The organism is Streptomyces sp. NPDC055966 (assembly GCF_042269865.1).
GTDB lineage: Bacteria > Actinomycetota > Actinomycetes > Streptomycetales > Streptomycetaceae > Streptomyces.
Genome location: NZ_JBHJYK010000005.1, coordinates 48,004 through 67,900 on the forward strand (window position 1 = coordinate 48,004; position 19,897 = coordinate 67,900).

A 19,897-nucleotide genomic window follows, 5' to 3' on the forward strand; every position below is an offset into this window, starting at 1 on the left:
GGCACCAGCCTGCGTTATGACGACAGTCATAACAAGGGGTCCGGGGAAGTCCACGGAGATTCGGCGGGCGCCGCGCAGGACCAGGAGGGGAGGAGTGCCGCGCGGTGGTGGCGCCACGCCGTGGCATTCCCCCGGACGGCCGCTCGAAGAAGGTGATCGCTGGGTCAGACGGGTGGCTCGATGACTCCATTGGGCGGCTCAGATGGTGCGAGTCCGGGCCCTCGCTGACGGTGGTTCATGTCGAGGCCGGGTCTGTTCAGCTGATGAGGTATCCGCTGCCTGGCCGCGACGGAAGGACATCGCTATGCGTTCTGCCCGCAGGCTTCTGGCCACGGCGGCCGTCACGGCCGCCCTCGCCTTCGCCACGCCCGGCGCCGCTCTCGCGGTCGCCCACCTGGGCGACGACGGTGGCCGCGACGACTCTTCCTACAGCCGCGACAACGGTCGCGGCGACGACCGAGGCCGTGACAACGGCCGCGACAACGGCCGGGGCAACGGCCGAGGCAACGACAACGGCCGCGATCACGACAATGATCGCGGAGGCGACCGCGACAACGGTCGCGGACACGACGACCCGCACGGTGGAATTCACACGGGCGGCGGAGCACTCGCCCTGGTGCGCGGCGACAGCCACGGCGGTGACCGTGGCGGCGACGAGGGTGGCGACCGGGGCCGTGGTGGCGACGAGGGTGGCGACCGGGGCCGCGGTGGCAACGACCGTGGCGGGGAGAACGACCGGGGCCGTGGTGAGGACCGGGGTCGCGGCGAGCCGCATGGCGGCGTGCACACCGGTGGCGGTGCGCTGGCCATGGTGAGCGGTAACGGTCAGGGCGGGGACCGTGACCGTGGTGGCGACGAGGGTGGCGACCGTGACCGTGGTGGCGACGAGGGTGGCGACCGGGGCCGTGGCGGCAACGACCGTGGCGGGGAGAACGACCGGGGCCGTGGTGAGGACCGGGGTCGCGGCGAGCCGCACGGCGGCGTGCACACCGGTGGCGGCGCGCTGGCCATGCTGACCAGTGACGACCAGGGCGGGGACCGTGGTGGCGACGACGGTGGCAGCAGTGACCGGAGCGGTAGCGACCGAGGCAGTAGCGACCGAGGCAGTAGCGACCGAGGTGGCAGCGACCGAGGTAGTAGCGACCGTGGTGGCAGTGACCGTGGTGGCAGTGACCGTGGTGGCAGCGACCGAGGTGGTAGCGACCGAGGTAGTAGCGACCGTGGTGGCAGTGACCGTGGTGGCAGCGACCGAGGTGGTAGCGACCGGGGTGGCAGCGACCGTGGTGGCAGTGACCGGGGCGGTGAGGAGCCGCGTGGTGGCATGCACACCGGTGGCGGGGCGCTCGCCGATTCGAGCGTGACCGCGGGTGGTCTGGCCGTACTGGCCCTGGGCGCGGGCGCCATGTACGTGGTGCGCCGCAGGAAGGCCGGTCAGGAGTCCTGATCCGGCGGCTCGTTTCCTGAGGCAGCGGCCGCCGCCGACGTTCCCCTCGCGTCGGCGGCCCGCCGCCCGGGGACGTTCCCCGCGTCCCCTCCCTGTGCGCCGGGCTTCGGCACCGGCGCCCTTGTTCTGATTCCTGTGCTGCCGTATCCGAGCGAGGTGGTGTCCGATGGCAGCAAATCCCTCCTCCCCGTCACCTGCGGACGGGCGGGGTTCCGGTCGTGGTGGGCGGCTGACGCTGTGGTTGGTGGCGATCGTCGTCCTCTTCACCAGCGTGTTCGGCGGCCACCACAAGACCGGTGACTCCTCGCAGACCTCCCGGGCCTCCGGCGCGGGCGCCTCCTCGACCGCCGACCGCGGCGACTCCTCGAACACCGACCGTGGCGCCTCCTCGGCCACCGGCAAGGACGCCCCCGCGACCGCCGATCCGCAGCGGCCCCGTCCGCAGCCGACCGGCCCGTCACTGCCCCGGTCCGCACCGACCCGCCTGATCATCCCGAAGATCGACGTGGACGCCCCCTTCACCACCCTGACCATCGGCGCCGACGGCAAGCTCCAGCCGCCGCCGGCCGACGACACCAATCTGGTCGGCTGGTACTCCAAGGGCGTCGCGCCCGGTGAGCGGGGCACCGCGATCATCGCCGGGCACCTCGACACCACGACCTCCCCGGCCGTCTTCGCCGGTCTCGACGAACTGGAGCCCGGTGACGAGTTCACCGTGGAGCGTGCCGACGGACAGGACGCGGACTTCGTCGTGGACGACGCCAAGACCTTCGCCAAGAACGAATTCCCCAGCGAGCGCGTGTACGGCGACGTGCCGCGCGCCGAGGCCCGGCTCATCACCTGCACCGGGCCGTACGACCACGCGGCGAAGGACTACACCGACAACCTGGTGGTCTTCGCCCACCTGGTGTGACGCGTCCGCTACGGGCGGCCCGTACGAGGGCGGCCCGTACGGTCGGGCGGTGTGGTCAGAGGGCGCCGTCCCCGAAGGGGCCGCCCGTCGTGAACGCCCGCGCCGCGAAGCGCTCGCCGATCCGGCGGTGCGCGGCGGCGTCCGGGTGCAGGTCGTCGGGCAGCGGCAGTTCGCCGAAGTCGGCCTCGCCGTACAGGTCACGGCCGTCCAGGTAGTGCAGGTTCCGGTCCTCGGCCGCGCGCTCGCGCACGATCCGGTCCAGCTCCGTACGGATGACGTTCAGCGTGAGCTTTCCGCTCGCCGTCTCCGCCGGGTCCCCGACGGCCCGGAACCGCAGCCGGCCCTCGCTCAGGGCGGAGAAGTCCGGGGCGCTGGGACCTGGCGTGTCCTCGTGGATCGGGCACAGGAGGGGCGAGACGACGAGCAGCGGCGTGTCGGGGTGGCCCTCGCGGACGGTGTCGAGGAAGCCGTGCACGGCCGGGCCGAACGCGCGCAGCCGCATCAGGTCGGCGTTCACCACGTTGATGCCGAGCTTGACGCTGATCAGGTCGGCGGGGGTGTCGCGCAGCGTGCGCGCGGTGAACGGGTCGAGCAGGGCGCTGCCGCCGAGCCCCAGGTTGATCAGCTCGACCCCGCCGAGGGCCGCGGCGAGTGCCGGCCAGGTGGTCGTGGGGCTCGCGGCGTCGGAGCCGTGGCTGATCGAACTGCCGTGGTGCAGCCACACCGCGCGGCCCCGGTCCGGCACCGGCTCGACGGGCGCGTCGGCCCGCAGCGCGACGAGCTCGGTCGTCTCGTTGTGCGGCAGCCAGATCTCCACGTCCTTGACCGTGTCGGGCAGGCCCGTGAAGCGGACGGTGCCGACCGGGCCCGGCCGGTGCTCGACGTCGCCGGTCGTCATGTCGATCGTGAGCGTGTCGCCGCCCTCGACCCGGGCGCTGCCGGTGAGCCGTCCGTCGACGAGCAGGTCGTACACGCCGTCCGGGCGCGGCGGCGCGCCGACGTAGACCCGCTTGGTCGCCAGGGTGTCCAGCTCGACGACGGTCGCGCGGGTGCGCAGGGCCAGTCGTACGCCGGAGGGCTGGGACTCCACCATGGCGAGCTGCGGGTCGGCGCACTGGGCGCGGGCGCGGGCGGGCAGCCGGTGCGGCAGGAGTCCGAGCGCGGTGCGTTCCACGTCCAGCGCGCCGCGCAGGAGTTCGGGGGTCAGCGGGATGGAGTGCATGGTGTCGGCCTGCGTTTCGAAGATGTCGACGTGCTGAAGTGGGGTTCGGGGAGTCGGGGATTCAGGGGGAGGGCCAGTCGCGCAGCAGGGCGTCGAGGGCGTCCAGGATGCGCGTCCAGGACTCCTGCGAGTCGGGGGCGCTGTGACTGAATCCGCCGGCCAGCTCCAGGCTGACGTAGCCGTGGAAGACGCTGCCGAGGAGGCGGACCGCATGTGTCTCGTCGGGTTCGGTCAGGTCGTAGCCCCGCAGGATCGCCCGGGTCATCCGGGCGTGCCGGCCGCCCGCGCTCGCCGCCGCGGCTTCGGCGTCGAGCGGGTGGCGGGTCGCGGCGTAGCGGCCCGGGTGTGCGCGGGCGTAGTCGCGGTACACGTCGGCGAAGGCGGCCAGGGCGTCCTTGCCGGCCCGGCCGGCGAGCGCCTCGGCGGCGCGGTCGGCCAGCTCCTCCAGGGCGAGCAGCGCGATCCGGGTCTTGAGGTCCTGGGAGCTCTTCAGGTGCGAGTACAGGCTCGCGACCTTGACGTCGAACCGCCGGGCCAGCGCGGACACGGTCACCTGCTCGAAACCGACCTCGTCGGCCAGCTCGGCGCCCGCACGGACCAGACGCTCGGTGCTCAGACCTGCGCGAACCATGAACCTTCCCCTCTCTGCCGAAATTGATTATGAGCATGCCTAAAAGCTTAAGGCAAATGAGGGTGTGCTGCTGCAGCCCGGTCGAGGTGGAGAGAAAGCAGAGAAAGCGTGGGGCGAGAACCAGGGTCAGGGGGCGGTCGACTCGCGTGGCACCAGCGAGAAGGGGCTCACGAACTCCTCCTGGTCCGCGGGCGGCCCCGCGCTGTCCAGCCGGGCGACGAGCAGGGCGACGGCCCGCTCTGCCATCAGGTCGTGATCCGGATCCACCGTGGACAGCGACGGGACGAGGAAGGCGCTCTCGTCGACGTTGTCGAAACCGATCACCTTGACGGCTTGCGGCACCCGCACCCCGGCGTCCGCGAGCCCCCGCAGGACCCCCATCGCCACGGTGTCCGTCACACAGAACACGCCGTCGAAGTCCAGTCCGGCCGCCACCATCGCCCGCGCCCGCCGGGCCCCCTCCGCCATGGTCAGCGCCGGCACGCAAGTGGGTGCACAGCTCTCGCGATCTGCCCCTGCTCATCAACCAGTGGGCGAACGTGGTCCGTTGGGAGCTGCGCCCGCGCCTGTTCCTGCGGACGACGGAGTTCCTGTGGCAGGAGGGCCACACCGCGCACGCCACGTACGAGGAGGCCCGGGACTTCGCGGCACGCGTCCAGAGCGAGGTCTACGGCGACTTCCTGCGCGACGTCCTCGCCATGGACTTCGTCTCCGGACGCAAGACGGCCCGGGAGCGGTTCGCCGGCGCGATCAACACGCTCACGCTGGAGAGCATGATGGGCGACGGCAAGGCGCTCCAGATGGTCACCAGCCATGAGCTCGGCCAGAACTTCGCCAAGGCCTTCCACACGCGCTACGTGACGAAGGACGGGCGGCAGGAACACGTCTGGCAGACCTCCTGGGGCTCCACCACCCGCATGATCGGCGCGCTGGTGATGGCCCACGGCGACGACGGCGGGCTGCGCGTCCCGCCCCGGCCGGCCCCGGTGCAGGCGGTGGTCCTGGCGGTGAAGGGCGACGAGGAGGTGCTGTCCGCGGTCCGCGCGATCGGCGGCCGGCTGGCGGAGGCGGGCGTACGGGTCCACGTGGACGACCGCACGGACGTGCCGTTCGGCCGGCGCGCGGTCGACTGGGAGCTGAAGGGCGTCCCCGTACGGATCGAGGTGGGCCCGCGCGACCTGGGGAACGGCACCGCGATGCTGGTCCGCTGCATCCCGGGCACCAAGGAGCCGGTCGCCGCCGCGGCGCTGCCCGCACTGCTGCCCGGGGCGCTGGCGGACGACCAGGCGCTGCTGCTCGCGCAGTCCCGCCGGCGCCGTGCGGACCGCACGGCCGAGGTGACCGGGCCGGAGGAGGCCGCTGAGGCCGCGCGGACGGGCTGGGCCCGCATCCCCTGGGCCGCGCTCGGCCCCGACGGCGAGGCCCGGCTGGCCGAGCGGGGCGTGTCGGTACGGTGCCTGGTCGCGGCCGACGGTTCGGTGCCGGTGAGCGAGGACGAGCCGGGGGTCGTCGCGGTGGTGGGCCGGGCGTACTGAGGCGGCCGGGCGCCCCGACGGCCGCTCCGGCTCTGTCTCCCCCCTTCGCACGCCGTGGCACGACGTCGGCTGACCTGCGGCTTGTGCCCGGCAGGGCACAATGGAACGCTTCGTCCGCCGGGTGTGAGCCGGGGCGGTGTGGCCGACACGAGGAGGGGCGAGATGGAGCTGGAGCTGCGGCATCTGCGGGTGCTGTGCGCGATTGCCGACGCGGGCAGTGTGGGGCGCGCGGCGGCACAGCTCGGCTACTCGCAGCCCGCCGTGAGTACCCAGCTGCGCCGCATCGAGCGCCACTTCGGCGAGCCGCTCTTCGACCGCGGCACGAGCGGCGCGCGCCCGACCTCCTACGGCGCCGAGGTGGTGGCCCAGGCGCGTGACGTGCTGGCCCGCGCCGACGCGATCGGCCACCGTCCGACCCCCGCGCGGCCACGCCCTCCCCTGCGCATGGCCGCGACCAACTCGCCCATGCTGTCGGGCACGGTCTCCCGTGTCCGCACCCGGCTGCCCGGGCTGTCCCTCGCGGTGAACAGCGTCTACGCCTCCTCACGGATCGTGGAGCTGCTGGAGGATGGCGCGGTGGACGCCGCGATAGCCGCCGACTACCCGGGCATGGAACTGCGCCACTCGGACGCCGTGCGGCACCGCGGCATCGTCACCGAGCCCACGTTCGTCGCCCTGCCCGCCCGGCACCGGCTGCGCCAGTGCGCCCAGGTGCAGCTCGCGGACCTGGCCGAGGACGCGTGGTTCGTGACCCCGGACGACGGCGCCGGCTGGCCCGGGGTGTTCTACGACGCCTGCGCGGCAGCCGGATTCACCCCGGTCACCGTGCACGAGTTCCTCGGCGACCAGAGCCAGCTCCAGAGCATGATCGCCGACGGCCTCGGGGTGTCCCTGGTGCAGCCGACGCTGCGGCCGGGCCCGCACGTCGTGGTCAAGCCGCTCGTCGGCTCGCCCCTGTGGTGCCGCTATGTGCTCGCCTGGCGGCCCGACAGCGTCACCGACGAGGTCCTGGAGGCGCTGGCCCAGTCGGCCACGGCCGCCTACCGCGACCTCGTCGCCCAGGCACCGCACCTGCGGGCCTGGGCCTCGCGCACCTGGAGCGTCACCGGGGCGTAGCGGCACGTCAAAAGCGCCTCGCGATGTTATGAGCGGCTGGTGCCATGTGCTATGTCACACGGCATTGTCGCTCCACCGGCCCGCTGACACAGTGCCTCACACGCCTCAACCCCCCACCGAGGCGCACCACTTCGTGGAGGAACCTCGATGCACTATCGCTTCGCGCTGCCCGGACGCGGGCACGGGCGTGCCGTCGCACGCCTGACCGGTGCCGCCGCCGTCTGTGTCACCGTGGCTGGCCTGCTGACCGCACCGGCGCTGGCCGCGCCCCAGCCGCACCCCGGTACGGCGGTCACGCCCCGCGCCCGCACCTCCGTACCCTCGCCCGTCGGCGCCACCATCGCCGGCACCGAACGCCCGGCGAGCCCGACCCGACGGCTCAGCCCGGTCCAACTCCCCCCGCGACAACCCCTGTTGAGCCGCGCACCCAGAGCGACCGCCGGGGCGGCCTCCTGCACCCCGGGCGACTTCGGCAGCCGTGACGGAGCCGCCCTCGTCGCCTTCGTGAAGGCCTCGACGACGGACTGCGTGAACACCCTCTTCGCGGTCACCGGCCAGGACGCGCACGCCGTCTTCCGCGAGTCCCAGATGCTCACCGTGGCGGCCGCGTTCACCCGCACGGCCGCGCAGTACCGGGGCGACAACACCGGCAGCCTGGAGCAGCTGGTGCTGTTCCTGCGCGCCGGCTACTACGTACAGTTCAACGACGCCTCGGACACGGGCCCGTACACCTCACGGCTCACCACCGCCGTCACCGCCGGCCTGGACGCCTTCTTCGCCCGCCGGCACGCGTACGACGTCACGGCGGCCAACGGCGACATCCTCGGCGAGACCGTCGTCCTCACCGACAGCGCCGACCAGCAGGGCCGCTACCTCCCGGTCTACCAGAGGCTGTTGGAGGACTACGACAGCTCGTACGGCACGGTGGACAGCATGGTCAGGGCGGTCAACGACGTCTACACCCCGCTGTGGCGCGGCAACTGGAACCCCGACTACGTCCGGGCGGTCACCGCCGACCCGTCGATCGCCGGCACCCTGCACGACTTCGCCCTGGACCACACCGACCTGCTCGGCACCGACAACGCGTTCCTGGACTCCAACGCCGGGATGAACCTGGCCCGTTATGTGGAGCACCCCGAACTCCAGGCAACCGTACGGCCGTTGACCAGGGATCTGCTGGACGAGTCGGAGATCACCGGCCCGACGGCCGGGCTCTGGGTGGCGGTGGCCACGCAGGCGAACGCCTACGACGGCGGCGACTGCGCCTACTACGACGTCTGCGACCTGCCCGCCAAGCTCACCGCCGCCGCCCTGCCGGTCACCCACCGCTGCGACGCCGCCCACACGATCCGCGCCGAGTCCCTGACGGCGGACGACCTCGCCGCCGTGTGCGCGAGCGTGCAGAACCAGGACGCCTACTTCCGGAACCTGGTCAAGGCCGACGGCGCCATACCCGGCCAGTACGTCTCCGCCATCCAGCTCGTGGTCTTCGCGAGCCGCGCCGACTACCAGACGTACGCCGGTGCGATCTACGGCGTCAGCACCGACAACGGCGGCATCACGCTGGACGGCGACCCGTCCGACCCGGCCAACCAGCCCACGTCGATCATGTACCAGAAGGACTCCGACGACGGCTTCACGGCCCGGATCTGGAACCTCAACCACGAGTACACGCACTTCCTCGACGCCCGCGACGACATGAAGGGCGACTTCACGCAGCAGACGTCCGTGCCCGACGTGTGGTGGATCGAGGGTCTCGCCGAGTACGTCTCCTACGGCTACCGGGGTCTCGCCGACGACCAGGCGATCCAGGAGGCGGCCAGGCACACGTACAAGCTGAGCACTCTCTTCGAGAACACCTACGCCAACAGCGACACGACCCGCACCTACCCCTGGGGCTATCTCGCCGTGCGCTACATGGCGGAGCGCCACCCCGACGACGTCCAGCAGATGCTCGCGCGCTTCCGCGCCGGTGACTACGCGGGCGGTTACGCCGTCTACCACGACGGCATCGGTACACGGTACGACGCCGACTTCGACCAGTGGCTCACGGCGTGCGCGGCGGGAGCCTGCGCCGCCTCGGCGAAGGCCGGGACCGGGGCCTGAGCGCACGTGCCCTCGGCGCGGCGGAGGCCGCCGACCGGAATCCCGGCCGGCGGCCTCCGCCGTACGCGCGCCGTCCCGTCGGCGGTCAGACCGCCGTGGCCGGGAACGTCGGGTACTCGACGCCGGAGACGTGCTGGACGACGCGGACGACCTGGCAGGAGTAGCCGAACTCGTTGTCGTACCAGAGGTAGAGGATCGCGTTGTCGCCGTCGACCTTGAGGGCGCCGCCGTCCACGATCGAGGCGTGGCGCGAGCCGATGAAGTCGCTGGAGACCGCGTCGGGCGCCGTGGTGAAGTCGATCTGGCGGCGCAGCGGCGAGGTCAGCGAGACCTCGCGCAGGTAGTCGTGGACCTCCTCGGGGGTGGTCTCGCGGGCCAGCTGGAGGTTGAGGATCGCGATCGAGACGTCCGGCACCGGCACACGGATCGAGCTGCCGCTGATCTTCGCCTTGAGGTCGGGCAGCGCCTTGGCGACGGCGGAGGCGGCACCGGTCTCGGTGATCACCATGTTGAGCGGCGCGGAGCGGCCACGGCGCTCGGCCTTGTGGTAGTTGTCCAGCAGGTTCTGGTCGTTCGTGAACGAGTGGACGGTCTCCACGTGCCCGCGCAGCACGCCGTACTCGTCGTCCATCGCCTTCAGCGGCGGGACGATCGCGTTGGTGGTGCAGGAGGCGCAGGACAGGATCTGCTCGTCCGGCTTGACCGTGTCGTGGTTGACGCCGTGCACGATGTTCGGGACGTCGCCCTTGCCCGGCGCGGTCAGGACGACCTTGTCGATGCCGGGGCGCAGGTGCTTGGACAGGCCCTCGCGGTCGCGCCACTTGCCGGTGTTGTCGATGAGGATGGCGTCCCGGATGCCGTACTCGGTGTAGTCGACGGCCGTCGGGTCGTCGGCGTAGATCACCTTGATCGCGTTGCCGTTGGCCACGATCGTGCTGGTGTCCTCGTCCACGGTGATGGTGCCCTGGAACTGGCCGTGGATGGAGTCGCGGCGCAGCAGCGAGGCGCGCTTGACGATGTCCTCGGCGCCGCCGCCGCGCACGACGATGGCGCGCAGCATCAGACCGTTGCCCGAACCGGCCTTCTCGATCAGCAGGCGTGCGACGAGCCGGCCGATGCGGCCGAAGCCGTACAGGACGACGTCCCGTGCCTCGCGGCGCTCGATCTTGTTGCCGCCGGTGGCACCGGCGACGGCCTCGGCGGTGAACTCGGCGACACTGAGGCCCCGGTCGTCGGCCTTGTACGTGGCGGCCAGCAGACCGAGGTCGATCTGGGAGGGCCCGAGGTCGAGCTCGGTCAGGGCCTGAAGGAACGGCATGGTCTCGGTGACCGACAGCTCCGCGCCGGCGATCTGCCGGGCGAAGCGGTGCGTCTTGAGGATGCTGACCACCGACTTGTTCACCAGGGAGCGGCTGTGCAGCAGGACGGTCACGTCCCGCTCGCGGTGCAGCTTCCCGATGAGCGGGATCATCGACTCCGCGATCTCCTCGCGGATCTTCCAGTTGGTGAACGAGTCGTCGTTGACAGTCACAACATCCATCTTTCGAGCTAGGCAGCGCTCATATGTTTACCACACGTTGTTTCAACGCCTTCGGGCGCCTTCGATCGGCGGCCGATCGATGATCGGTCAGCGATTGATCAGTATGGTTTGTCCGGATTCGGCGAGAAGGGGCAATTTCCTGAATCAGGGTGGAAGTGTGTAAGAAACCCGGGTCGCGGATTGCACGTCTTACCAGGCGTGTTCAAGGTCATGAGCGTGAGTACCTCTTCTGTACCCCGGCCCGAGTCGGCCGCCCCGTCCCCACCCGCCCGTCTGTCGGTGCTGCCGGCCCTGCCGAGGATCGCGCGGCGGGGAACTCCCGAGGGCGTGCTGCCTGCCCTCGCGCTGTTCGTGGCCGTCCGGTTCGCCGGGGTCCTCACAGTGATCCTCACCAACGCCCTGCGGGGCCATCCACTCCTCAAAACCCTCGCCCACTCCTGGGACTCCCGCTGGTATCTGCACATCGCCGCCCAGGGCTACGGCCACAAGATCTGGATCACCCCGCAGGGCGCCGTCCAGGCCGACTGGGCGTTCTTCCCCCTGTATCCCGGCATGATCAGGGCGCTGACCACCGTCCTGCCGCTGACCCCCGGCCAGGCCGCGCTGCTCATCTCCTGGATCTGCGCGGGCGTGGCGGCGTACGGCGTCTACGCCATCGGCCACATGCTCTACGGGCGCGGCGTCGCCACCGCACTGGTCGCCCTGTGGGCCGTGATGCCGCACGCCGTCGAGCTGACCATCGCCTACACCGAGTCCCTGTTCGCCGCGCTGGCCATCTGGTCCCTGTACCACGTGCTCAAGCGCAACTGGCTGTGGGCCGGAACGCTGGCCGCGCTCGCGGGTCTGGCCCGGCCCAGCGGCTTCGCGATCGCGCTGGCCGTCTGCCTCGCCGCCGCCCATGAGGCATGGCGCCGGCGCGGCCGGGTCCCGGTGAGCCTGTGGGCCGGCGCCGTACTCGCTCCGGTGGGCTGGCTCGGCTACGTGCTGTGGGTGGGCAGCCAGACCGGAAACCTGCTCGGCGGCTACTTCAAGGTGCAGAGCGCCTGGGACTCGAAGTTCGACTTCGGCATCGGCTCGGCCAAGTTCGTCAAGGCGATGCTGCTGCACGGCGGGGGAGCCGTCTACCCGATGGCCCTGGTGATCGTCGCGGCGAGCGTCCTGCTGTTCGCGCTGCTGTGCCTGGAGCGCGCCCCACTGGCGCTGGTGGTCTTCTCGGGGGTGCTGGTCCTGCTCGTGGTCGCCGCATCCGGCTCCTTCTCCTCCAAGCCGCGGTTCCTGCTCCCGGCCTTCCCGCTGCTCATCCCCATGGCCCGCGCCCTGACCCGGACCTGGCGGGTCCGCCCGGCCCACGCAGTGATCGTCTACGGCGCCCTCACCATCGTGTCCCTGCTGTTCGGCGCCTTCCTGACAGCGGTGGCCCGCTCCCCGCTGTGAGCCACCACAGGACGGCCGCGCCGACCGTCCCAGCGGCCGTTCCCGCCCGCCGCGTGCGGCCATGGCCGGCGTGGCGAGTGCGGACGTGACGTGCGGGGCGCTCGCCTTTCTGACGGGGGTGGCTCAGCACTCCGTGCCGTGGGCCGCCGGCCATCGCCGGACGGCCGCGCCCGGCGTCACGCGGGTCGCCGGTCTCGGCCGTCGCGTGCGGTCATGGTCAGTGCGGCGAGCGCGGGCGTCGCCAGCAGGCCGCTGACCCAGACCGGGGCGCGGAAGCCGAGACCGCGGTCGATCGCCGCCCCGCCCGGCACCGGGCCGAGGGCGGCGCCGGCGTTCAGCGCCGACGTCGCGAACGCGGTCCCGAGGGACGGGGCGTCCGCGGCCTCGTACAGCACCCGGGTGATCAGCGTCGAACCGACGCCGAACGCCAGCAGTCCCAGCAGCGGGACGAGCAGGACGGTCGCCGTCGTGTGCCCGGCGGCCAGGGCCGGCAGCACCCAGCCGACGAGCAGCGCGGCCCCGCCCGCCCGCAGCACCGGCAGCGGCCGCCGGTCCGCCGGCCGGCCCGCCGACGTCACCCCGGCGAATGCGCCGGCCCCGAACAGCGCCGGCATGCCCGGCACCCACCCGGCAGCGAGTCCGGTCACCTCCGTGGTCAGCGGTGCGAGGTAGGTGAAGGTGCAGAAGGTGGCGCCGTCGACCAGCGCGCCGAGGCCCAGGGCCGGCAGCAGCCGGGGCCGGCGCAGCGCCCGCAGCTCCGCGCGGGCCCCGGTGCAGGGCCGCTCCGGCCGCCCGGCAGCGACCGGGCGATCGCGGCGAGCGTCGGCGCGGACAGCGGGGCGTCCTCCCGGAACGCCGAACGCCAGCCCGGCAGCCGGCCGAGCGCGGCACCGGCGGGCACGCACACCACGCAGGCGAGCGCGGTCCCGCCGAGCAGGATCGAGGTGGCCCGGCCCTTGGCGTCGGCCGCGACCATCTCCGTCGCGGCGGTCAGCCCTACGGCCAGGAAACCGGCGTCGGCCAGGGCCGCGAGGACCCACGTGGCCAGCAGGACGGCGAGGCCGGAGGTGAGGGCCCCGACCGCGTGGGCGAGCAGGAACACCCCCAGGAACACCAGCAGGGTCCGCCGCGCGGAGCGGCGTCGGCCGAGCAGCGCCGTCAACGGTGCCCCCCCCGATCATGCGTGCCCGCGGCGGGGACCGGCAGCCGGCCGCGTGCGGAACGGCGATCCGGTGAGGGCGTACGCCTCATGGCCCTCACGACCCGGACGGACGAGGCCTGCGGGGTGTGAGGGCGGAGAGGGAACGACGAGAACGCCACGGGACGGCCGGTGGCCAGCGCCTGGATGTCTCGGGACTGGACACGGGTGGCACGCCAACGCCCAGGCGCGGACGCGTGCCACCCGTGTTCGGTGTGCGGTGCCGGTGTCTGTGCCGGTCAGCGCGGGTCGAACACGATGCTGGCGAAACGCGCGCCGCTGGGCGCCGACTTGCCGGGGGCGAGCCGCGTCGCCGTCCCCTTGCACTTCTTCTGCGTGTAGACGACCAGGGGCTTCTTCGTGGCATTGCGGGCGCCGCGCGCCTCCTGGGCCATGTTGAGGCACTTGCGCGCCGGCGGGTTGTCGATGGCGTACAGCTTGCCCTGGGGGCCGGTCCACAGGAACGTGCTGTCCGCGGCGAGAGCGGAGCCGGTGGTGGTCAGGGCGAGGGCGAGTCCGCCGAGAACGGCGACGAGCGGACGGCACAGGCGCATGGTGAGGTTCCTCCGTGGAGCGCGATATCGGGATGAAAAAGGGATGAAAGGGGGAACGCGGGAACAGGGAAAAGGGAGACGGGAGTCGGAGAGTCGGGGGAGAGTGAGTGGCGGGGCGGCCCCGGTCCGCAGCCGTAATCTCCCACTCCGGTCCGGCGCGCCCGGTGGCCCGACACGGGCACATCCATCGACCGGGGGACGGCGCGGATCCGGACGTTGACCCGCATCGGAGGCTCTGTCCGAGAGCACGATCACGAGATATAGGTAAAATCTAGGCATTTGATGAAAATTCAGGCGGTCGGCCTTCGAAGGTCACCGCATCGCCGGAAGTGATCAATGCCCCGCAAGCGCTCCACGGACGAAGGCGACGAGCTGCTGGCCCGACTCGGCTCGCTCACCGCCCAGGCACGCGAGCGCGCGGAGCTGCAGCGCAGCCAGGTCGAGCTGGCCATCGCGCTCCAGCGCGGCATGCTCCCACGGGATCTGCCCGCCGCCCCCGGCCTGCACCTCGCCGTGCGCTACACGCCGGCCAACCTCGGTCTCAACGTGGGCGGCGACTGGTACGACGCCTTCGCCCTGCCCGACGGCCGGATCGGGCTGTCCATCGGCGACGTGCAGGGGCACAACATCGAGGCCGCCGCGTTCATGGGCCAGGTCCGGGCCGGACTGCGCGCCCTGGCCTCCGTCACCAGCGACCCGGGCGAACTCCTCGCCCGCACCAACGAGCTGTTGCTCTCCCTGGGCAGCGACCTCTTCGCCACCTGCACCTTCATGCGCCTCAACCTCACCACCGGCGTACTGGAGAGCGCCCGCGCCGGCCACATCCCCTTCGTGTGGGCCACGGCGGACGGCAAGTCCGGCGTCGTCGACGACGAGGGAGGGCCGCCGCTCGGCATCGAGACGGGCATGGAGTACCCGGTGACCCGGCACCGGCTGACCACGGGCGGCGTCTTCGTCCTGGTCACCGACGGCGTGGTGGAGGGCCCGTCGCTGACCATCGAGGACGGGCTCGATCAGGTCGTCCGCCTCGCCGGCATCGCCGCCGTCGCGAGCCTGGAGGCACACGCGCTGGCCGCCGCCGTGATCAAGGGCGCCGAGAGCGTCGGCCACGAGGACGACGCCGCCGTCCTCGTCGTCGGCCTGGACGGCCCCTGCGTCCACATGTGACCGCCCCGCCCCCGCCCCGACCGCCCCTCCTCCACCCCCGCTCGCCCGCCGTCGACCCGGGCGGGCCCGCTTCCGGCCGTACGGTCCGGTTACGCCATAGGGCTGGACGGCGTGGGCTCTCGCCTCGCCCCGGCGGGGGCGGCGGTGTGAGATTGCTGGTGTGGTGGGTAACGAGGTTCAGCGCCGCTCGGTCGGCCCTGCCGTCCAGGTACTGGCCGTCGCGGCCTGCTACTTCGGTGCCGGCCGGCTCGGACTCCTCCGTGAGCTGGCCGTCGAGGGCGCCGTCGTCACTCCCATCTATCCCGCCAGCGGCGTCGCCGTCGCCGCCCTGCTGATCCTCGGGATGCGCTGCTGGCCCGGCATCACGATCGGCGCCCTCTTCGTCGTCATGTCGATCACCACCCCCCGCCTCGACGTGCTGGGCACCCTCGCCGGCCAGACCGGCGCGCCGGTGTGCGCGGCGCTGCTGCTGCGCCGGGCCCGCTTCCACACCGATCTCGGCCGGCTGCGCGACGGACTCGCTCTGGTGTTCCTCGGCGCGCTCGGCGCCATGCTGATCAGCTCGACCGTGGGCGTCGGGCTCCTCGTCGTCACGGACCGGCTGGCCGCGTCGAGCTTCCCGCCGGTCTGGCTGGCCTGGTGGGTGGGCGACGCGATGGGCGTCCTCATCGTCACCCCGCTGCTGCTGTTGCTGCACGGTGCCCGCTGGCCGCCGCCGCTGACCCGCTGGAAGGAGGCGGTCGCGCTGACGGTCGTCGCCTGCGTGCTGGTGCCGGTCTCCGTCTACAGCTCGCTCAGCCTGCTCTTCCTCGTCTACCCGCTGCTGATCTGGGCGGCCCTGCGCTTCCAGCTCGTGGGCAGCGCGCTGTGCGCGTTGCTGACCTCCGTGCTGGCCACCGTCGCCGCGACCGACGACGTCGGTGCCTTCACCGGGCTGAGCCGCATCGAGGTCATGGCGAAGCTCCAGGCGTTCAACGGCTCGATGGCCCTGACCGCGCTGCTGCTGTCCGCCGTGATCACAGAGCAGCACAACACCCGCCAGTCGGTGGAGAAGGCCTGTCAGGAGCTGGTCGAGGTCCTCGAACACCTCACCGCGGGCGAGGCCCCACCACGTCTGCCGCCCTCGAAGGCCGAGGGCCGGGACGAAGGACCGCGGCGCCCGGGTTCCCCGTGAGGACCCGAGCCCGCGCCCGGTCGGCCGGCTCTGTCGCCCGGCACCGGCCGGTTCAGGCCACCGGGGGTTCGGGGCGGGCGGCGACCCTGTTCGCCCGGGACTCCAGATAGCGCTGCTCGGCGAGGCTCGCCGTGGCCTTCGCGGCGCGGCGGTAGTGCTCGTACGCCCCGGCCGTGTCGCCCGTCCGCTCCAGCAGATGTGCCCGTACGGACAGCAGCCGGTGATGCCCGGCCATCCGCCCGTCACCGTCCAGGCCGGACAGCAGGTCCAGCCCGGCCTGCGGTCCCTCGGTCTCGGCGAGTGCGATCGCGCGGTTCAGGGTGACCATCGGGTTGGGCGCGATCCGCTCCAGGATCAGATACAGGGCGTGCACCTGCACCCAGTCGGTCTCCTCGGCGGTGGCCGCGTCGGCGTGCGTGGCGGCGATCGCGGCCTGGAGCTGGTACGGCCCCAGGTCCGGGCCGGCCAACGCCGCCTTCACCAGGTCCAGGCCCTCGTCGATCAGCGCGCCGTCCCACCGCTTGCGGTCCTGTTCGGCCAGCGGCACCAGGTCGCCGGACGGTGTCGTCCGTGCCTCGCGGCGGGCATGGGTGAGCAGCATGAGCGCGAGCAGCCCGGTCACCTCACCGTCCTCGGGCAGTTGCGCGTGCACCGTCCTGGCCAGCCGGATCGCCTCGCGGGCGAGATCGGCACGGACCAGTTCGCTGCCCGAGGAAGCGGTGTACCCCTCGTTGAAGATCAGGTAGAGCACGTGCAGCACGACCCGCAGCCGCTCCTCGCGCTCCGCGCCCTCGGGCAGGGCGAAGGAGCTGCCGGCGGCCCGGATGCGCTGCTTGGCCCGGCTGATCCGGGCCGCCATCGTGGCCTCCGGCACCAGGAACGCGCGCGCGATCTCGGCCGTGGTCAGGCCGCCGACCGCGCGCAGCGTCAGCGCGGTCTGGGAGGCCGCGGTCAGGGTCGGATGACAGCACAGGAACAGCAGGACGAGCGTGTCGTCGGTGTCCGGCACGTCCGCCGGGGCCGCCTCGGCGGCCCGCGCCGACTCCCGTTCACGGCGCGCGTGGTCGCTGCGCAGCTGGTCGACGAGCCGCCGGGACGCGACCGTCGTGAGCCAGCCGCGCGGGTTGTCCGGCACTCCCTCGGCCGGCCACTGCACGGAGGCGGCGAGGACGGCTTCCTGTACGGCGTCCTCGCATCCCTCGAACCGGCCGTACCGGCGCACCAGCGCACCGAGGACCCGCGGGGTGAGGTCACGCAGCAGGTCCTCGATGGCCGGTGCTGTCATGCCTCCAATTGTCCCTCGTAGAACATCACCTGCCGCACCTCGACCCCCAGACCCGCGATCCGGGTGTCCGGGATCCGCGCCGCCAGCTCGATCGCCCGCTCCTTGTCCTCGCAGTCGATCAGGTAGAAGCCGCCCAGGAACTCCTTGGCCTCCAGGAAGGGCCCGTCGGTCACCACCGGCTGGCCCTCCCGCACGGACACCACGACGGCCTGCGACGGGTCGACCAGCGCCTGCGTGGCCAGCAGTTCGCCGGACTCCTTCAGCTCCTGGATGAACCTGGTGTGGCCCGCGCCGATCGCCGCCTTCTCCTCGTCGGTCAGCGCGTCCATCACGGCCGGGTTGATGTGCAGGCTGATCACGAACTTCATCGTGTGCTCCTCGTGCTCCTCGTGCTGCGCGAGCCCCGGTCGGGGCCCTTCGACGGGTTGGTCGGAGCCGCCGTCGACTTCTTGACATCCCTCGCCCGAAGATTCCCACGAGTTTTCCCCCGCCACGGAAATTCCCCTCCGCACCCGTGTCAAGAAGCCGCCGCCCGCTCCGACCGACCGGCGGGACATCGACAGAACAAGGAGGATCCGAGATGCGGGTCAACCGGGCATGGCTGGGACTGGCCGTCCTCATGCTGCCGACTTCGGTCGTCGCGATGGACATGACGGCGCTGCTGCTCGCGCTGCCACGACTGAGCGCCGACCTGGGCGCCGACAACATCGAGCAGCTCTGGATCAGCGACAGTTACGGGCTCATGGTGGCGGGCCTCGTCATCACGATGGGCACGCTCGGCGACCGGATCGGGCGCCGGCGACTGCTCCTGACCGGCGCGGCGGCCTTCGCGGCGCTGTCGGTCGCCGCCGCGTGCGCGGTCGGCCCGCTGATGCTGATCGTCGTGCGCGCGCTGCTGGGCGTCGCCGGAGCGACGCTGGCGCCGTCCACCCTCGCCCTGATCACCACCATGTTCCGCGACGAACGGCAGCGCGGGCAGGCCATCGCGATCTGGGCGAGCTGCCAGTTCACCGGCGGTGCGCTCGGACCGGTGCTGGCCGGCCTCCTGCTCCAGCACTTCTGGTGGGGCTCGGTGTTCCTCGCCGCCGTACCGGCGATGGCCGTGCTGCTGCTCGCCGGTCCGCTGCTGCTGCCGGAGTCCCGTGGCGACCGGGCCGGGCGGCCGGATCCGGCGAGCGTCGGGCTGTCGCTCGTGTCCGTGCTGCTGCTGGTCTACGGCATCAAGCAGCTGAGCCTCCAGCACGCGTCGGCCGTCCCGGCGGCGGCCCTCGTCGTGGGAGCGGCCGTGGGAGCGCTGTTCGTCCGCCGTCAACTGCGGCTGCCGGAGCCGCTGCTGGACCTGCGGCTGCTGCGCAGCCGGCCGTTCACGGCGGTCCTCGTCGCGCTGGTCCTCGCCGGTGTCGCCATGGCGGGCACCGGTCTGGTGGTGACGCAGTACCTGCAGAGCGTGCTGGGACACTCGCCGCTCGCGTCGGCGGTGCTGTTCGCGCCCATGGGGCTGGGCGTGGCGGTCGGTACCCTGACCGCGCCCCTGCTCGCCCGGCGGATGGAACAGACGACCGCGATCGCGGGCGGGCTCGCGGCATCGGCGCTGGGAAGTCTGCTGCTGATCGGCGTCCACGGGTCGCTCGCCCTGCCGCTGGTCATGACCGGGATCGCCGTGCTGGCCCTCGGCACCGGCCCGCTGTTCGCGCTCGGCACCGGACTGGTCGTCGGGTCCGTGCCGCCGGAGCGGGCCGGCTCGGCGGCGTCGATGTCGGAGACCGGCAACTACTTCGGCGGCTCGCTCGGCTTCGCGCTGCTCGGTGTGCTGGCCGCGGCGGTCTACCGCGACCGCACCCATGGCACGTCCGACTCGCCGGCCGGCGCGGTCGTGGCGAGCCGGCGTCTTCCGGCCGACCGGGGCGCGGAACTGCTGCACACCGCGCGGGAGGCGTTCACCGCGAGCCTGCACACCATCGGTGTCGCCGCCGCCGTCATCTTCGCCGCCCTCGCCGTACTGACCCTCACCCTGCGCCCGGCATCCGGCCCCGCCGCGACCACGACTCCCCGCGAGCAGGTGCCGGCCTCCGGGTGAATTACTTACGCTTGGTTGAACAGTCCAGACTGATAAACCTATCGTTAGCAGCATGGATACGGTTGCACTCGCCGCCGGGCTCCGGCTGGCCATGGGGCGCACCGTCCGGCGGCTGCGGCAGGCGCACGCGGTCGGGGACGTGTCGCTGTCAGGAGTCTCGGTGCTGGCCCGGCTCGCCCGGACCGGTCCGGACTCGCCGGGCTCGCTCGCCGAACTGGAGCGGGTCCGGCCGCAGGCCATGGCGGCCACACTCGCCGGGCTCGAACAGCGCGGGCTCGTCAGCCGCGCGCCCGACACGGCGGACGGGCGCCGGGCCATCGTCTCCGTCACCGACGAGGGCCGGACCATGCTGGAGCAGCGCCGCTCCGAGTCCGTGACCCGGCTCGCCCACGCACTCGACGAGTTCACCCCGCAGGAACGGCAGGCCCTCCAGGACGTCCTGCCCCTGCTCGACCGACTGGCGGAACGACTGTGAGCGGCGCCCGGCCCGCGGCGGCGGGC

Annotated in this window: 19 protein-coding genes and 1 pseudogene; 10 read left to right on the forward strand and 10 right to left on the reverse strand. The window is 72.3% G+C overall.

Going from position 1 to position 19,897, the window contains the following annotated elements; genetic code table 11:
* Positions 1 to 256 precede the first annotated feature (256 nt).
* The gene (locus ACFC8N_RS12435) at positions 257 to 1,327 is read right to left on the reverse strand and encodes a hypothetical protein (RefSeq protein WP_376288070.1); all 1,071 of its coding nucleotides are present in this window, start codon (positions 1,325 to 1,327) and stop codon (positions 257 to 259) included.
* Between ACFC8N_RS12435 and ACFC8N_RS12440 the strand changes: the two genes are divergently transcribed.
* Positions 1,322 to 1,444 carry a hypothetical protein gene (locus ACFC8N_RS12440; protein ID WP_356023860.1) on the forward strand — a complete coding sequence of 41 codons (123 nt, stop codon included), beginning with the start codon at positions 1,322 to 1,324 and terminating at the stop codon, positions 1,442 to 1,444. The genes ACFC8N_RS12435 and ACFC8N_RS12440 overlap by 6 nt on opposite strands.
* A 166-nt stretch (positions 1,445 to 1,610) precedes the next feature.
* A complete protein-coding gene (locus ACFC8N_RS12445; RefSeq protein WP_376288071.1) occupies positions 1,611 to 2,357 on the forward strand; it encodes a class F sortase in 747 nt (248 codons plus the stop codon).
* 55 nt (positions 2,358 to 2,412) lie between these two features.
* On the opposite strand, the gene ACFC8N_RS12450 is transcribed toward ACFC8N_RS12445, so the two are convergent.
* From ACFC8N_RS12450 to ACFC8N_RS12460, 3 genes are all read right to left on the reverse strand, one after another.
* Positions 2,413 to 3,579 carry a GDSL-type esterase/lipase family protein gene (locus ACFC8N_RS12450; RefSeq protein WP_376288072.1) on the reverse strand — a complete coding sequence of 389 codons (1,167 nt, stop codon included), beginning with the start codon at positions 3,577 to 3,579 and terminating at the stop codon, positions 2,413 to 2,415.
* Between the two features lie 61 nt (positions 3,580 to 3,640).
* Positions 3,641 to 4,210, reverse strand: coding sequence for a WHG domain-containing protein (locus ACFC8N_RS12455; RefSeq protein WP_356023866.1), 570 nt, complete (start codon positions 4,208 to 4,210; stop codon positions 3,641 to 3,643).
* 126 nt (positions 4,211 to 4,336) lie between these two features.
* Positions 4,337 to 4,678: a substrate-binding domain-containing protein gene (locus tag ACFC8N_RS12460; protein ID WP_376288290.1), complete on the reverse strand. Its 342-nt coding sequence runs from the start codon at positions 4,676 to 4,678 to the stop codon at positions 4,337 to 4,339.
* A 2-nt stretch (positions 4,679 to 4,680) separates the two neighbouring features.
* Between ACFC8N_RS12460 and ACFC8N_RS12465 the strand changes: the two are divergent.
* The 3 genes and pseudogenes from ACFC8N_RS12465 to ACFC8N_RS12475 form a co-directional block, all read left to right on the forward strand.
* Positions 4,681 to 5,745, forward strand: a pseudogene (locus ACFC8N_RS12465) (His/Gly/Thr/Pro-type tRNA ligase C-terminal domain-containing protein); the annotation flags it as partial.
* Positions 5,746 to 5,907: 162 nt separating this feature from the next.
* Positions 5,908 to 6,861, forward strand: coding sequence for a LysR family transcriptional regulator (locus tag ACFC8N_RS12470; RefSeq protein WP_356023870.1), 954 nt, complete (start codon positions 5,908 to 5,910; stop codon positions 6,859 to 6,861).
* A gap of 147 nt (positions 6,862 to 7,008) precedes the next feature.
* A complete protein-coding gene (locus ACFC8N_RS12475; RefSeq protein WP_376288073.1) occupies positions 7,009 to 8,967 on the forward strand; it encodes a collagenase in 1,959 nt (652 codons plus the stop codon).
* Positions 8,968 to 9,052: 85 nt separating this feature from the next.
* Here the strand turns inward: ACFC8N_RS12475 and ACFC8N_RS12480 are convergent, their stop codons facing one another.
* Positions 9,053 to 10,498: a glyceraldehyde-3-phosphate dehydrogenase gene (locus ACFC8N_RS12480; RefSeq protein ID WP_356023874.1), complete on the reverse strand. Its 1,446-nt coding sequence runs from the start codon at positions 10,496 to 10,498 to the stop codon at positions 9,053 to 9,055.
* Between the two features lie 219 nt (positions 10,499 to 10,717).
* Between ACFC8N_RS12480 and ACFC8N_RS12485 the strand changes: the two genes are divergently transcribed.
* The gene (locus ACFC8N_RS12485) at positions 10,718 to 11,941 is read left to right on the forward strand and encodes a glycosyltransferase family 39 protein (RefSeq protein WP_356023876.1); all 1,224 of its coding nucleotides are present in this window, start codon (positions 10,718 to 10,720) and stop codon (positions 11,939 to 11,941) included.
* A gap of 176 nt (positions 11,942 to 12,117) precedes the next feature.
* Here the strand turns inward: ACFC8N_RS12485 and ACFC8N_RS12490 are convergent, their stop codons facing one another.
* From ACFC8N_RS12490 to ACFC8N_RS12500, 3 genes are all read right to left on the reverse strand, one after another.
* Complete coding sequence (locus ACFC8N_RS12490; RefSeq protein WP_376288291.1) at positions 12,118 to 12,696, reverse strand: hypothetical protein; 579 nt, start codon at positions 12,694 to 12,696, stop codon at positions 12,118 to 12,120.
* Positions 12,597 to 13,103 (reverse strand): MFS transporter, encoded by a 507-nt coding sequence (locus tag ACFC8N_RS12495; RefSeq protein ID WP_362822134.1) that lies wholly within the window; start codon positions 13,101 to 13,103, stop codon positions 12,597 to 12,599. The genes ACFC8N_RS12490 and ACFC8N_RS12495 overlap by 100 nt, the downstream gene beginning before the upstream one ends.
* Positions 13,104 to 13,378: 275 nt before the next feature.
* Positions 13,379 to 13,693 (reverse strand): hypothetical protein, encoded by a 315-nt coding sequence (locus ACFC8N_RS12500; protein ID WP_356023880.1) that lies wholly within the window; start codon positions 13,691 to 13,693, stop codon positions 13,379 to 13,381.
* A gap of 336 nt (positions 13,694 to 14,029) precedes the next feature.
* Between ACFC8N_RS12500 and ACFC8N_RS12505 the strand changes: the two genes are divergently transcribed.
* Together ACFC8N_RS12505 and ACFC8N_RS12510 are read left to right on the forward strand one after the other, a co-directional pair.
* Positions 14,030 to 14,860: a PP2C family protein-serine/threonine phosphatase gene (locus ACFC8N_RS12505; RefSeq protein WP_356023882.1), complete on the forward strand. Its 831-nt coding sequence runs from the start codon at positions 14,030 to 14,032 to the stop codon at positions 14,858 to 14,860.
* A gap of 160 nt (positions 14,861 to 15,020) precedes the next feature.
* Complete coding sequence (locus ACFC8N_RS12510) at positions 15,021 to 16,034, forward strand: MASE1 domain-containing protein (protein ID WP_356023884.1); 1,014 nt, start codon at positions 15,021 to 15,023, stop codon at positions 16,032 to 16,034.
* 52 nt (positions 16,035 to 16,086) lie between these two features.
* On the opposite strand, the gene ACFC8N_RS12515 is transcribed toward ACFC8N_RS12510, so the two are convergent.
* Both ACFC8N_RS12515 and ACFC8N_RS12520 read right to left on the reverse strand, forming a co-directional pair.
* Entirely contained in the window at positions 16,087 to 17,319 is a 1,233-nt protein-coding gene (locus ACFC8N_RS12515; protein ID WP_356023886.1) for a DUF6596 domain-containing protein, read from the reverse strand.
* Positions 17,316 to 17,687 carry a YciI family protein gene (locus tag ACFC8N_RS12520; RefSeq protein ID WP_356023888.1) on the reverse strand — a complete coding sequence of 124 codons (372 nt, stop codon included), beginning with the start codon at positions 17,685 to 17,687 and terminating at the stop codon, positions 17,316 to 17,318. The genes ACFC8N_RS12515 and ACFC8N_RS12520 overlap by 4 nt, the downstream gene beginning before the upstream one ends.
* A gap of 212 nt (positions 17,688 to 17,899) precedes the next feature.
* Between ACFC8N_RS12520 and ACFC8N_RS12525 the strand changes: the two genes are divergently transcribed.
* Positions 17,900 to 19,396: an MFS transporter gene (locus tag ACFC8N_RS12525; protein ID WP_376288074.1), complete on the forward strand. Its 1,497-nt coding sequence runs from the start codon at positions 17,900 to 17,902 to the stop codon at positions 19,394 to 19,396.
* Between the two features lie 52 nt (positions 19,397 to 19,448).
* On the forward strand, positions 19,449 to 19,871 hold the full coding sequence (locus ACFC8N_RS12530; protein ID WP_362822138.1) for a MarR family transcriptional regulator: 423 nt from the start codon (positions 19,449 to 19,451) through the stop codon (positions 19,869 to 19,871).
* Positions 19,872 to 19,897 lie beyond the last annotated feature (26 nt).

What these genes read in the sequence shown, in the direction of transcription:
- ACFC8N_RS12440 (WP_356023860.1), top strand. Translation starts at nt 1,322, where the DNA reads ATGCACACCGGTGGCGGGGCGCTCGCCGATTCGAGCGTGACCGCGGGT.
- ACFC8N_RS12460 (WP_376288290.1), bottom strand. Translation starts at nt 4,678, where the DNA reads ATGGCGGAGGGGGCCCGGCGGGCGCGGGCGATGGTGGCGGCCGGACTG.
- ACFC8N_RS12455 (WP_356023866.1), bottom strand. Translation starts at nt 4,210, where the DNA reads ATGGTTCGCGCAGGTCTGAGCACCGAGCGTCTGGTCCGTGCGGGCGCC.
- ACFC8N_RS12470 (WP_356023870.1), top strand. Translation starts at nt 5,908, where the DNA reads ATGGAGCTGGAGCTGCGGCATCTGCGGGTGCTGTGCGCGATTGCCGAC.
- ACFC8N_RS12505 (WP_356023882.1), top strand. Translation starts at nt 14,030, where the DNA reads ATGCCCCGCAAGCGCTCCACGGACGAAGGCGACGAGCTGCTGGCCCGA.
- ACFC8N_RS12500 (WP_356023880.1), bottom strand. Translation starts at nt 13,693, where the DNA reads ATGCGCCTGTGCCGTCCGCTCGTCGCCGTTCTCGGCGGACTCGCCCTC.
- ACFC8N_RS12475 (WP_376288073.1), top strand. Translation starts at nt 7,009, where the DNA reads ATGCACTATCGCTTCGCGCTGCCCGGACGCGGGCACGGGCGTGCCGTC.
- ACFC8N_RS12530 (WP_362822138.1), top strand. Translation starts at nt 19,449, where the DNA reads ATGGATACGGTTGCACTCGCCGCCGGGCTCCGGCTGGCCATGGGGCGC.
- ACFC8N_RS12445 (WP_376288071.1), top strand. Translation starts at nt 1,611, where the DNA reads ATGGCAGCAAATCCCTCCTCCCCGTCACCTGCGGACGGGCGGGGTTCC.
- ACFC8N_RS12450 (WP_376288072.1), bottom strand. Translation starts at nt 3,579, where the DNA reads ATGCACTCCATCCCGCTGACCCCCGAACTCCTGCGCGGCGCGCTGGAC.
- ACFC8N_RS12515 (WP_356023886.1), bottom strand. Translation starts at nt 17,319, where the DNA reads ATGACAGCACCGGCCATCGAGGACCTGCTGCGTGACCTCACCCCGCGG.
- ACFC8N_RS12485 (WP_356023876.1), top strand. Translation starts at nt 10,718, where the DNA reads ATGAGCGTGAGTACCTCTTCTGTACCCCGGCCCGAGTCGGCCGCCCCG.
- ACFC8N_RS12525 (WP_376288074.1), top strand. Translation starts at nt 17,900, where the DNA reads ATGCGGGTCAACCGGGCATGGCTGGGACTGGCCGTCCTCATGCTGCCG.
- ACFC8N_RS12520 (WP_356023888.1), bottom strand. Translation starts at nt 17,687, where the DNA reads ATGAAGTTCGTGATCAGCCTGCACATCAACCCGGCCGTGATGGACGCG.